At 45.2% G+C, this 11,798-nt stretch carries 13 protein-coding genes; 8 read left to right on the top strand and 5 right to left on the bottom strand.

Annotated elements, in window-relative coordinates:
• The first annotated feature begins 3 nt into the window (after window positions 1–3).
• Both kdsA and ACRD67_RS11975 read left to right on the top strand, forming a co-directional pair.
• Window positions 4–825: a 3-deoxy-8-phosphooctulonate synthase gene (kdsA, locus tag ACRD67_RS11980; RefSeq protein WP_430967389.1), complete on the top strand. Its 822-nt coding sequence runs from the start codon at window positions 4–6 to the stop codon at window positions 823–825.
• Between the two features lie 13 nt (window positions 826–838).
• Window positions 839–2,836: a DUF3858 domain-containing protein gene (locus ACRD67_RS11975; protein WP_430967388.1), complete on the top strand. Its 1,998-nt coding sequence runs from the start codon at window positions 839–841 to the stop codon at window positions 2,834–2,836.
• 1 nt (window position 2,837) lies between these two features.
• On the opposite strand, the gene ACRD67_RS11970 is transcribed toward ACRD67_RS11975, so the two are convergent.
• The 3 genes from ACRD67_RS11970 to ACRD67_RS11960 all read right to left on the bottom strand — a co-directional run bounded on the left by ACRD67_RS11970 (window position 2,838) and on the right by ACRD67_RS11960 (window position 5,686).
• Entirely contained in the window at window positions 2,838–3,197 is a 360-nt protein-coding gene (locus ACRD67_RS11970) for a DUF1801 domain-containing protein (RefSeq protein WP_430967387.1), read from the bottom strand.
• 31 nt (window positions 3,198–3,228) lie between these two features.
• Window positions 3,229–5,202 carry an alpha/beta hydrolase family protein gene (locus tag ACRD67_RS11965; protein ID WP_430967386.1) on the bottom strand — a complete coding sequence of 658 codons (1,974 nt, stop codon included), beginning with the start codon at window positions 5,200–5,202 and terminating at the stop codon, window positions 3,229–3,231.
• Window positions 5,203–5,386: 184 nt separating this feature from the next.
• Window positions 5,387–5,686 (bottom strand): hypothetical protein, encoded by a 300-nt coding sequence (locus ACRD67_RS11960; RefSeq protein WP_430967385.1) that lies wholly within the window; start codon window positions 5,684–5,686, stop codon window positions 5,387–5,389.
• 295 nt (window positions 5,687–5,981) lie between these two features.
• On the opposite strand from ACRD67_RS11960, the gene ACRD67_RS11955 reads away from it, so the two are divergent.
• Genes ACRD67_RS11955 through ACRD67_RS11930 form a run of 6 tightly spaced genes read left to right on the top strand, consistent with a single transcriptional unit; the run spans window position 5,982 to window position 9,785 of the window.
• Complete coding sequence (locus ACRD67_RS11955) at window positions 5,982–6,620, top strand: hypothetical protein (RefSeq protein WP_430967384.1); 639 nt, start codon at window positions 5,982–5,984, stop codon at window positions 6,618–6,620.
• Entirely contained in the window at window positions 6,617–6,907 is a 291-nt protein-coding gene (locus ACRD67_RS11950) for a winged helix-turn-helix domain-containing protein (RefSeq protein WP_430967383.1), read from the top strand. The genes ACRD67_RS11955 and ACRD67_RS11950 overlap by 4 nt, the downstream gene beginning before the upstream one ends.
• A 43-nt stretch (window positions 6,908–6,950) precedes the next feature.
• Window positions 6,951–7,412 (top strand): hypothetical protein, encoded by a 462-nt coding sequence (locus ACRD67_RS11945; RefSeq protein ID WP_430967382.1) that lies wholly within the window; start codon window positions 6,951–6,953, stop codon window positions 7,410–7,412.
• Window positions 7,413–7,422: 10 nt separating this feature from the next.
• Complete coding sequence (locus tag ACRD67_RS11940; RefSeq protein WP_430967381.1) at window positions 7,423–8,826, top strand: DUF4153 domain-containing protein; 1,404 nt, start codon at window positions 7,423–7,425, stop codon at window positions 8,824–8,826.
• Window positions 8,823–9,116, top strand: a complete 294-nt coding sequence (locus ACRD67_RS11935) for a hypothetical protein (RefSeq protein ID WP_430967380.1) — start codon at window positions 8,823–8,825, stop codon at window positions 9,114–9,116. Before ACRD67_RS11940 ends, ACRD67_RS11935 begins: the two co-directional genes overlap by 4 nt.
• Before the next feature lie 6 nt (window positions 9,117–9,122).
• Entirely contained in the window at window positions 9,123–9,785 is a 663-nt protein-coding gene (locus ACRD67_RS11930; protein ID WP_430967379.1) for a DUF1361 domain-containing protein, read from the top strand.
• A 48-nt stretch (window positions 9,786–9,833) separates the two neighbouring features.
• Here the strand turns inward: ACRD67_RS11930 and ACRD67_RS11925 are convergent, their stop codons facing one another.
• Window positions 9,834–10,811 (bottom strand): hypothetical protein, encoded by a 978-nt coding sequence (locus ACRD67_RS11925; protein WP_430967378.1) that lies wholly within the window; start codon window positions 10,809–10,811, stop codon window positions 9,834–9,836.
• Window positions 10,812–11,179: 368 nt separating this feature from the next.
• Window positions 11,180–11,572, bottom strand: a complete 393-nt coding sequence (locus tag ACRD67_RS11920) for an endonuclease domain-containing protein (protein WP_430967377.1) — start codon at window positions 11,570–11,572, stop codon at window positions 11,180–11,182.
• Window positions 11,573–11,798 lie beyond the last annotated feature (226 nt).

Below are 11,798 nucleotides of genomic sequence, written 5' to 3'. Positions count from 1 at the left end.
CCTATGAAATTGGACCTTATTCCGCGAATAAAACACCCCAACAGCAATAATTTCTTTCTGCTTTCCGGCCCCTGTGCCATTGAAGGAGAAGACATGGCACTTCGGATTGCAGAGCGCATTGTATCCATTACGGATAAGCTGTCTATTCCCTATATATTCAAGGGTAGTTTTAAAAAAGCCAATCGGAGCCGGGTGGACTCCTTTACAGGCATTGGGAACGAAAAGGCCCTGAAGATCCTGAAAAAAGTATCCGATACCTTTGAGGTCCCTACAGTGACCGATATCCATGAGGTTGCCGATGCTGAAATGGCCGCAGCCTATGTGGATGTACTCCAAATTCCTGCTTTTCTGGTACGCCAGACCGATTTGGTGATCGCCGCAGCCCGAACAGGTAAGGTAGTAAACCTAAAAAAGGGACAATTTATGAGTCCGGAGAGCATGAAACATGCCGTGAGAAAGGTAATCGACTCCGGCAATGAGCAGGTCATGGTTACGGATCGTGGTACCATGTTCGGCTATCAGGACATGGTCGTCGACTTTAGGGGGGTGCCCACTATGAAGGCCTTTGCCCCCGTGGTATTGGATGTTACCCATTCCCTGCAACAGCCCAACCAGTCGAGCGGTGTAACCGGCGGCCGACCCGATATGATCGGGACCATTGCCCAGGCGGGCATCGCCGCAGGTGTGGACGGGATATTCATGGAAACCCATTTTGACCCCGCCAATGCCAAAAGTGACGGTGCCAATATGTTGCACCTAGACCATTTGGAAGCGCTATTGACCCGTTTAACGGCCCTTCGCCAAACCGTGAATCAATTCCGATAATTTGGCTGACTTGATGAAGAAATCAACCTTTGACCCTTATATGATACATCTAAAGTTTGCGGGCCTTTGTATGGCCCTTTTCTGTTTTACCGTCCTGCATGGACAAAACAAACGGCCCTTTGGTACGCTTAGCCTGGCCGAGCAAAATTTCACCACTTACGACAAGGATCCAAATGCCAATGCCGTAGTACTCTATGAATGGGGGGATAATTATTTTGAGATTATTGGTGGTCGAATTCGGTTGATCAAGGAATATCATGTGAAGATTAAAATTTTGGAAGAGGCGGGCTTTGAGGAGGCCAACATTTCAATTCCCTACTACCATAACAGCAACAGTTTTGAAAAGTTGGAGGACATTAGGGCAATGACCCATAACGGAAGCATGCGGACCGGGCTCCGACAGGACCAGATCTTTACCGAAGAGATCAACGAGCGTTGGACAGCTAAAAAATTCGCCTTCCCCAATGTAAAAAAGGGCAGTGTGCTGGAGTATCAGTACAAAATGATTTCCCCTTTTGTCTTTAACCTGAACGGTTGGACTTTTCAGTCCCACATACCCAAACTGTATAGCGAATTCAATGCCAAGATACCTGGCAACTACATCTATAACAGAAGTTTGGTGGGTTCCTTGAAATTGGCGGTAAACGATGCCTCCGTAAAAAAGAATTGCCTCCATTTTGAGGGAACTACCAAGGATCCGGATTGCGAAGTGCTCAAATACGCCATGAAGGACATCCCTGCCTTTAAGGAGGAAGAGGAGTTTATGCTGGCCCCGGAAAACTACATCTCCCGACTCGATTTTGAATTGTCCGAGCTCTACCAATTAAACGGTACCGTAGACAAGTACACCAAAAGTTGGAAGGATGTGGATAAGGAATTCAAGAACGATAAGGACATAGGTCGACAAATGACCAAAAAGGGCTTTTTTGAAAAAAACGTTCCGGAAAGCCTGTTCGCAGAAGCCGATGAACTGACCCGGGCCAAAAACATCTATGCCTTCGTGCAGGATCACTTTAACTGGAACGGGAAGTATGGTATTTATCGCGATATTCGGGTAAAAAAGGCCTTTGACGAGCGAAAGGGCAATATTGGGGAAATCAACATTTCCTTGATCAATCTACTCAATGCCGGAGGCATAAAGACCAACCTGATGCTGCTGTCCACCCGACAAAACGGACTCCCGACCAAAAGTCACCCCATCATGTCCGATTTTAATTATGTGGTGGCCCGTGTGAACATAGCGGACAAAGTGTATTATTTGGATGCTTCAGACAAGTTCAATCCTTTTGGGATGCTTCCCTTTAGGTGCCTGAACTACTACGGTAGGGTGATGGATTTTAAGAAAGATAGCTACTGGGAGGATATTGAAGCTCCAGGGAACAATAAGCGAGTGGTCCGGGCGCAGGTGAAGTTTGACCTGGAAAACAATACCGCCAACGGAATCTTTGATGCCTCCAACCTGGGGTATAATGCCGTAGCCAAACGGCGGGCGATACGTACTACCAATAAGGAGGATTATATCAAGGCCATGGAAGAGGCGATCGGAGATGATTTTTATATCACCGACTACACCTTTATGGGGAAAAGAAGTACGGAAACCATCGTTACGGAGCGATTTGCCTTTGAACTGGAAGATTTGGTCGATGGCAAGACCATATACTTTGACCCTTTTTTGATCAAATATTTTGACAAAAACCCCTTTATTCTTGAAGAGCGAAACTATCCGGTAGATTTTGGTTACAAACGCAGCTATACCTATAACGTCAATATTTTTGTGCCCGAAGGGTATAGCGTGAAACAGCTGCCCGAGAAAAAGACCTTTGCCTTGCCTGAAAGGACCGGACTGTTAAGATTTGATTGTGCAAGTACAGGCGACAAGGTAAGCCTGTATTTTGATCTGACCTTAAACCGCACCCATTTTTCGGAAGCGCTCTATACCCTACTTAAGGAACTGTTTGCCGAGGTTACCGATATTCAGAACAATTCGTTGATCGTATTGGAAAAGGGATAGGCTATTTCCAAAATTTTTTATTGCGTACGGCATAGGCGTTCTGCAATACTTCGGCCAGCACCGCATCATCGATTTCCTCCAGGTTTCGGTAGCGCAGCGAGCGCATCATTTTTCTACCGTCAACGGTCATTCTATCCAAATGCACTGTCAGGTGGGCCGAGTTCCAAAAGCCCAGATCTACATACCCTTTGGTGTGGTTAAGGTAGCACAAGGGCCTGCCCTCAATATAATAAAAGGGCACACGCCATTTGTATTTGAGGTCCACCTCCGGTAGCGTTTGTTCAATGACCAGCTGCAAGTGCAACAAGATACTTTTAAAGGGTTCGGGTTGTTTTAGGATGTAATCTTTGGCGGGGTTCATGCAATAATGTCCTAAGATTGTATGGACTATGTTATGGTACTCGTTTGAAAAATTCATCGGTTTCCTCCAAAATATAGCCAATGCTATTACTGTCCCATATTCCATGTCCAGCATTCTGCAATATGCTGAAGACATCATCCTTGCCTTTTTGAAGAAATTTTTTTTTCATATTCTCAGCCTGATCAACAGGGATAATGTTGTCATGTTTTCCATGAAAAACCATAATAGGAGTGGTAATCTGATCTACAAAGTTTATAGGTGATATTTCGCTTAAATATTTAATGTCTCTGCCACCCAGTGCTGCTTTCCAGAATTGATAGGAAAACGAATTGTCATCCTTTTTCTGAACTTTCATCCACTCTTTCAAATCGGTCGGTGCTGATACCGCCACTCCAGCTTTAAAAACATTCTTATAGCGAATCAGACTCATATACGTAGCATATCCCCCATAGCTGTGCCCAAAAATGAAAACTTTGGAACCATCAATGGCATAAGAATCCTTAATAAAGTTTGTTGCATCCACAATATCATCGATCATAACAGTATTGAATCCTTTTACTCCTGCTAGAATATGTTCCTTTCCAAAGCCCGCAGATCCTCTGTAATTAATTCTTAGTACCGCATAACCTCTAGAGGCAAAAAATTGTGCAAATTGATCTAGTTCCCAATAGTCCCTTACCCATGGCCCTCCATGAGGAATCGTAATCAAAGGCACAGGATTTGATACATCGTATTTTGCAGGCAGGTTCAGGTATCCTTGAAGTGGTGACCCCTCGCGATTTTTTGCATAAATATTTCTGGTTTTTGATAGCTTAAACTTGTTTAATTCCTCATTAAAGTGAAACATTACCTTATACGTACTGTCGCGGGTGTCGTACACCCCCACGTTGCCAGCATATATGTCACTCCATTGCTTTATCAAGAATCTTTCATTCTTATTGTCTATATCCAACACATCATTAAAATGTGTGTTATGCTTCTTCTTGATTTGTGCATAAATCTCGCTAAACTCATCATTCACCCATTTATATTCCGGCAATATTCCCTCATATCTGAGTCCGGCCAATAGTTTGCTCCTTTTATCATAAACCAGCTTTAAATCAACGCCATCAGCATCCGAAATATCGCAATTAACATCCTGGGCCAAGGTTTCAACGATTTTCTGTTCGACGTAATCATACTTCAGCAAAACTCGTTTATCCGTGGTCACATTGGAGGCGACGTAGATTATACCCGGTTCATATCCTGCTCCTACCAAGGTAAGGTTCTGGTCCAAATAAGAACTTGCATCGATTTGAAAAGGATAATGCCTTCCATCAATTTTTAGACTCAGTGCGGTCCATTTTCCGAGCTCTTTATTCTCTACAAAATATGCCCAGCCATCATCATCGTATTTAACCCCTAGGACTGGCTTACCTTCCCTATTTACAATCCACCTGTTCATCTTATGAAAAGCTCCGCTGACAATTTCCTTTTCTTCCGAAGTGAAAACATTTATTCGTTTTATTGATGCATAACCATGATAATCGAAGGTTTCTATTAAAATTTCATTCTTTTCCTCAGGTAGCACATTCAAAACGTTATTGTACTGGAATCGCTTTGCTAAAGACGCGTATGACATATAGGACTTTTTTCTTTTGCCATCCGCTAACCGTTTTACTAGCTTTGTGTTGTTTGTACCATCAATATCAATGGCATATATTTCTCCTACGGACTCATATATTAATCGATTATTGGATATCCAATAAATGTCGCTGATATCGGAGAGGCCAAAGGAAATTCTATTGTGTAGTTTGTATGCATCAATGTCAATAATTACCAAGTCCTCCCGATTGTTGGTTCGTACCATTTCAGCAAAAAACCGACCATTCGGTGATATCGAAAAATTGAATTGCTGGTTTTTCTTGAACAAGATTTCGGGTGGCACCAACTCCTGAGGGTCATCTTGTGAATATCCTAAAAAAGACAAGAACAAAAGACCAAGAATAGAATAGCGTTTATACATGAGATAATAGGTTGAAAATACTAACGCACTCTAAAATTCAATATTTTATTTGAATTTACAAACCTTGTGGGAAAAGTTTTAAGGAAATAATATCCCAAAGTGCGGATCAACCATAAAACTGGGGTTTTCATCGTAGGTAAGTTATAGGGGAATGCTCTGTGACGCCAAGGGCGAATTTAGTCAACTAATAACTAAGGCTCCTGATTTCCAAATCAAAATCGGACTGTATTTTTCTGGTATACTCCTTGGGCGTCTTGTCCGAAATGGTCACCTGCATGGAGTCTACATTGACATCAAAGTGAAAACAGGAGAAATCACCATCGCATTCGTTTTCCAACCGAAGCATTAGGAAGTAAGTAATCTTCGATCGAAGTTCGTACTCCAGGTCAATACAGAACCGTTTGATCTCGTCCTTGGTGGCGTTGGAACCTATCCAGTTAAATTTCATAAGTCGACTAAAGAAATAGCTATACAATATAAGCATTTTAAGGGGATGATGTAGCCTGTTATTTTGAATTGCGACAAGCGGGCCCAAATAATCTTCGAGTTGTAAAAAATCAGGCATATAAACAGGGTGAATTGTAGGGAAATTCCGGAAACAAAATATAATTTTAATTTAACGTGCTTTTTGTTTTTTCTACCCTTCCGCCCTAGACCTTCGCTGTGCTCGGTAGGGGCCATCTCCCCTAATCAAGGGAAGGAGCTTTTTGGGCCTGTCCCCTTTCTAATTTTGTAGTTTCAAGAATTTTTATTTACTTTGTTTTTCAAAGTACTTTAAAATGGAATCAAAAAACTATTTGGAAGATATCTCGGAAATCAAGACGATGATGAGTCGATCATCCCGCTTTATCTCTTTAAGCGGCCTTTCGGGGATTCTGGCCGGCATCTATGCCTTGGTAGGAGCGGCCTTGGCATATCTAAAGCTCAACGCTGGAAGTTATTATTACGATGCCATTCCGCGATCGGGTTATGAAAAATTGGAGCCCAGTATGATAACGGACCTCTTGTCCATTGCCTTGGGAGTCATTGTGCTTGCCCTGCTCACCGGCATTGTCCTCTCCATGAGGAAGGCCAAGCGCAGTGGGGAAAAGATTTGGGACATGACTAGTAAGAGACTGGTGCTTAATTTTTTTATTCCTTTGGTGGCCGGGGGTATTTTTTGTTTGGTATTATTGCAATACGGTATCGTGGGCCTTGTGGCTTCGGCCACGCTCATATTCTATGGTCTGGCCTGTGTGAATGCCAGTAAGTATACGCTGGGCGATGTGCGCTATCTGGGCATTGCCAATATTGTCCTGGGGCTGATCGCCACCCAATTCATAGGGTACGGAATCTTTTTTTGGGCACTGGGTTTTGGTGTGCTCCACATCGTATATGGAGCCGTAATGCATTTTAAGTACGATAGGAAAACGGTTTGAGTATAATTGAAAACATCAACAAGGCATTTGACCACAGGATACGCTTGGGCATTATGGCGATCCTGATGGTAAACGATTATGCCGATTTTAATATGCTAAAGGAGCTTTTGGAAGTTACAGACGGGAATTTGGCCAGTCATGCCAAGGCTCTTGAAAAAGTAAACTATATCACCGTGGAGAAGCAATTTATAGGCCGTAAGCCCAATACCCGTTATGCCGCCACACGCTCGGGAAAAACGGCCTTTAAAAAACACATTGATGCACTTGAAAAGCTTATTGGGAAATAAAAAAATTTATTCTTTTACTTTGAAATTCAAAGTACTTTATGCTATGAAAATAAGAGCTATCATTTTGGAAAGTCTATACGAGCTTAGCAAAAGACCGTATCGGAAGTTTGTAAAAAGGAGTCGCCTCTGGACCGTTACCCTACCCGAGCTGCTCACTTACCCCCAAACCAGTCTGGGGTTCCACCTGGCTTGCTTTCTATTGGCGCACAGTTTTGAAATGCAGCCCAAATTGGAAAGTCACGATGTATTCCATGTGCTTACCGGTATCGGCACCTCGGTTCCGGAGGAAATCGGGATGCAGTACTATCTTTTGGGCAATGGAAAACGCAGCCTTTATCTCTATACGGTGGTACTGATGGGCAGTCTGTTCTATCCGGATCATTTAGGGTCCTTCCATAGGGCTTATGTCCGGGGGAAATCGGCCCTGCCCTTTCATCAGCTCGATTTTTCAAAGTTGTTGCAACAGCCCTTAACTCGAATTCAATCCACATTTTTAATCCTTTAAAACTCAAACGATGCATACACACTTAAAATCATTGGTTACCGCACTGGCCTTTAGTCTTCTGTTTTACAGCAAGACCTTTGGACTGAACCTGGTCCTCATAGCCATTTTGGTGGTGGTACTCCTATCCACGCTCAAGGCTGCTCGGCCAGTTCCATGGATTTACCCCGCAGCCTATCTTTTTACGGCCCTAATGGTTTTTATCCATCCCACGGGTTTCCACATCTTTGCCCACCTTCTGACATTTTTGCTTTTGGTAGGAAAATCCATGGCCAGGGAAAGTTCACTTTACGTTGCCGTATTTGTTGGTTTTATCAATATGTTGACGGCTTCCATAATCCGTTTGGCGGAAAGGCAAAAACGGCCCGAGACCGAAAGAAAAAAACTGTCGCCCAAAGCGATAAGTCGCATCAAGGGCGTGGTGCTTGCCGGGGCGCTCTTGTGTCTTTTTGGCGTACTCTATCAAAAGGGCAACCCCATTTTTGAGTGGCTCCTATCCCAAATTGACCTCAGCTTTATCAACTTCCCCTGGATTTTGTTCACCTGCTTGGGCTACCTTTTGTTTTTGCACCTCCTAAGGCCCTATGACCCACAGGAACTGGTGAAAATGGACACCGCACAGGAAAACGACCTGAGCGCGCCTGAGGAAAAGCTGCATCTGGACAAACTGTACCAATTGGATTCCGAACAAACCTTGGGTAGTATCGTATTGGGCGCCTTAAACCTCCTGCTGATTGGCTTCCTGATTACCGATCTGCTGTATTTGCTGCAGCCCGACATCCATAGTCACGCCGATTATTCACGATCTGTGCACCAAGGGGTGTACGCGCTGATGTTCTCCATAGTTTGCGCCATTTTGATCATCCTTTACTTCTTTAGGGGAGCGCTCAACTTTTTTAAGGGCAATGGCCGGTTAAAGAAACTTGCCTATCTATGGATCGGTCTCAACGGTATCCTGGTACTGTTTACGGCATACAAGAACTGGAGCTATATTGAGGCCTTGGGCTTCACCTATAAACGGATCGGGGTCTTTATCTATCTTCTACTGGTCCTGGTAGGCCTGGTCACCACCTACTTGAAAGTGGCCCAAAAAAAGCGGTTTGTTTATTTGCTGCGTACCAATTTGGCCACCGCATGGGCCTTTCTGGTATTGGCCAGCGCCGTGCCCTGGGACAAAGCCATTACGGCCTACAACCTGTCCCATCTCCAAGATCCGGATATCCATTATCTGTTGGACCTTGGTGCTTCCAACGCACCCCAGTTGTATACGTACGGCCGAGAAAAGAAGCACCGTTTGAACCCCAATCTCCGGGCGCGTATCAGCAATAAGTACCTAGATTTTGAGGAGGAGGAAGCAGGCCGTAGCTGGCAGGAATACACCTTGCACCAGTTCCTTTCCAAAAACACGGACCGATGAAATATTTTAAACATCGTATGGACCGGGTGGCCGTGCATATGGCACTGTGGAGTTTTGTAGGGGGAAGTGGCCTGTTGTTCGCCTACCTGGTCCTACCCAACGAGTTCCTACTTGTGCTGGGAATGATATATGTGGGGATAGCCCTTCTCGTAAATGCCATCATGTTTGTCAGCACTTTGCTCCATGCCCTGGTCCATTACAGGGACCTGCAGCAGCATCTTCTGGCCCTATTGCTGCTTTTGCTAAACCTTCCCATAGCCTATTTGTACTTCCTCATTGTTGTAAATTAGATGTCGATGAAAACCATAAAATATGTATTGAAGCGTCCCGAAATGCCCTTGGCCCTGTCCCTGTGTTTTGGGTTGGCACTGCTACTTTTCCGTATACTCCTCACCCATTCGCTCTTCTATGTTTTTTTGGGATGGAACCTCTTTTTGGCCGGAATCCCCTACTTGATAACACGGTGGATCCAAGGGAGGAACGCGGGGCAAAATTCACATATTCGTTTTTATATGGCCTTCTCTGCCTGGCTGCTTTTCCTGCCCAACAGTCCCTATATCATTACCGACCTGGTGCATTTGCACAATGAAAGCTCCTCTTTGGTCTGGTACGATTTGTTCCTAGTCTTTGTTTTTGCCGTGAACGGACTTATTCTAGGTTTGCTATCCATGCTGGATATGCATCGATTCCTAGTAAGGCGGTACTCGACCAAAATGGCCCACTATCTTATGTTCTTTGTTTGCCAGCTCAGTGGTTATGGTATTTATTTGGGGAGGTTCCTCCGTTTTAATTCCTGGGACCTTTTTACGAGGCCGCTTAGACTGCTCCGTGAAATGGTACAAACGCTTTCCGACCCCAAGGTCTGGTTGATGACTTTCGCTTTCGGTGGATTTTTATGGATTCTGTTCCTTGTGGCCCAGGCCCGATGGCACGCGGCAGGGGGCAACACCAAGAAATAAGAAAGCCGCTCCATAGGTTTATGGAACGGCTCCCTCTTACCAATATCCCTAGTTTTGGGGCGTACAGCCTAAAGTGGCCTGCCACGCATCATAAGTGGGGCTATAGGAGAAATTGGGCGGGGTCTGGGTCTCCACGCGCAACTTATAGGTGGTTGTAGAGGCGCTTTTTGCAAACGACAAGGTAACCGAATTGTTGGTACTCAGGGAGAAGCCCCAAGGTCCAGGGTAATTGGCCGTTCCCATCCAACTGGTGGATGCCACTGTGGTCCCACTGGCGTCCTTGACCGTAAACCGATTGGGAATATCCAGCGCCACAACGGAGACTGTAATGGTACTCCCGGTAGTAACACAGCTGGTATTCAGTAATCTATCCGGATAGGTGTAATAGCGGTTGATCGTGTTGTAGTTGCCCGAGTAAAAATCCCCACAGTTATTGGGGGTGGTGCAAGTGCCGGAACCGGATCCGTCTGTACATCCCGGGGCGGTACAACAGCTACAGCTGGTGGTGGCCCCCCAACTGTCATAGGTGGGGCTATACGAAAAATTGGGCGGGGTCTGGGTCTCTACCTGCAACTGATAGGTCTGGGTGCTTTTGGTAAAGGTGAGCGTCTTGGTATTGTTGGTACTGAGCGAAAAGCCCCAAGGTCCGGGATAGTTGGCCGTTCCCATCCAACCGCTCGATTTGACAAAATTGCCGTTGGCATCCCGGATGGTAAACCTATTGGGTATGTCATAGGCTACCACGGATACGCTTATGGTAGATCCAAGGGCCGCACAGCTGACATCTATGGTCTTGTAGGGCGTATAGGTGTGATAGGAGTTGATCGTGGTATAACTACCACTGAGGTAACCCCCACAGGCCGACTTGGCCGCTAGGGAGACACTTTTGTCCACTTCCGTGGGTGAAGGGCCTTCCAGGACCCCGGTTGTGGTTTCGTTTACGTCTTGTGCAGGTGTATCCTGCTCACAGGAAATGGCAAAACAGGCCAGTGCCAGCAAAATCAATGCATTTTTAATAGTGTTCATAGTTTTGAAATTAAGATGAGGAGTGATAAAAAAGCATACCCATACCAAAAAATGGCTGGGAAAGGGGCGATTGCTTGGTCTTTAGCGGGATTTGGTACGAATTGATTAAATGTAGGAATTTTCTGTATTATTTACAACTTTATATAGGGCTTCGGTTGTTAAAATTTGAGAGGTAGATGTGGAATACCCACCCTTCTTCTACCCTTCCGCTCCCGACACTCGCTACGCTTGGTCGGGACCACCTTCCCTAATCAAGGGAAGGAGCCTTTTTGTGTGGGACTATAAAGGATGGTTTGAGTTGGAAAGGGGAGGTTTTTTCTACCCTTCCGCCCCCCGACGCTCACTGCGCTCGGTCGGGGCCACCTTCGCTAATCAAGGGAAGGAGCCTTTTTGTGTGGTGGCGGATTGAAGTGTTCCGCAATCTTATTTAAAACCGAGCTCAGGTTTTCGAAGACCATTTTATTTTCAAACCTCAACACGGTATTGCCAAGTTGCATGAGCCGTTTTGACCGTTTTGCGTCATAAATTATCCTATCTGGATGGTTATGGACTTCTCCGTCCAATTCAATCACCAGTTTTTCTTCGTAACAGTAGAAGTCGACTATGAAATTTTCAATGCCGTGCTGTCTTCTGAATTTTCGACCTTGCCGTTGTCTGCCTTTAAGATAGTTCCACAAATAGGCTTCGGCCGGTGTCAAATTGTTTCTGAGCTCCTTTCGAAATGTTTGCTTCTCCTTTTTGTTGTGTGTTCTTTTTGACATTTTTCTTTCTACCCTTCCGTCCCAGACACTCGCTGCGCTTGGTCCGAGGCCACCTTTGAGACCTTCATTTTTTCTACCCTTCCGCCCCCCGACGCTCACTGCGCTCGGTCGGGGCCACCTTCCCTAATCAAGGGAAGGAGCTTTTTGTGTAGTACCATAAAATATGATTTGCGCTGGAAAGGGGCCGGTATTAAAGCTCCCCTCCTTGGTAAGGAGGGGAATGAAT

Source organism: Eudoraea algarum (genome assembly GCF_050589645.1).
GTDB lineage: Bacteria > Bacteroidota > Bacteroidia > Flavobacteriales > Flavobacteriaceae > JBNGOQ01.
The sequence above is the reverse complement of the archived record's forward strand: the minus strand, read 5'-3'. Positions and strand labels throughout refer to the sequence as shown.

Coding starts and splice junctions, on each gene's coding strand:
- kdsA (WP_430967389.1), top strand. CDS start 4: ATGAAATTGGACCTTATTCCGCGAATAAAACACCCCAACAGCAATAAT.
- ACRD67_RS11975 (WP_430967388.1), top strand. CDS start 839: ATGAAGAAATCAACCTTTGACCCTTATATGATACATCTAAAGTTTGCG.
- ACRD67_RS11970 (WP_430967387.1), bottom strand. CDS start 3,197: ATGAACCCCGCCAAAGATTACATCCTAAAACAACCCGAACCCTTTAAA.
- ACRD67_RS11965 (WP_430967386.1), bottom strand. CDS start 5,202: ATGTATAAACGCTATTCTATTCTTGGTCTTTTGTTCTTGTCTTTTTTA.
- ACRD67_RS11960 (WP_430967385.1), bottom strand. CDS start 5,686: ATGCTTATATTGTATAGCTATTTCTTTAGTCGACTTATGAAATTTAAC.
- ACRD67_RS11955 (WP_430967384.1), top strand. CDS start 5,982: ATGGAATCAAAAAACTATTTGGAAGATATCTCGGAAATCAAGACGATG.
- ACRD67_RS11945 (WP_430967382.1), top strand. CDS start 6,951: ATGAAAATAAGAGCTATCATTTTGGAAAGTCTATACGAGCTTAGCAAA.
- ACRD67_RS11940 (WP_430967381.1), top strand. CDS start 7,423: ATGCATACACACTTAAAATCATTGGTTACCGCACTGGCCTTTAGTCTT.
- ACRD67_RS11935 (WP_430967380.1), top strand. CDS start 8,823: ATGAAATATTTTAAACATCGTATGGACCGGGTGGCCGTGCATATGGCA.
- ACRD67_RS11930 (WP_430967379.1), top strand. CDS start 9,123: ATGAAAACCATAAAATATGTATTGAAGCGTCCCGAAATGCCCTTGGCC.
- ACRD67_RS11925 (WP_430967378.1), bottom strand. CDS start 10,811: ATGAACACTATTAAAAATGCATTGATTTTGCTGGCACTGGCCTGTTTT.
- ACRD67_RS11920 (WP_430967377.1), bottom strand. CDS start 11,572: ATGTCAAAAAGAACACACAACAAAAAGGAGAAGCAAACATTTCGAAAG.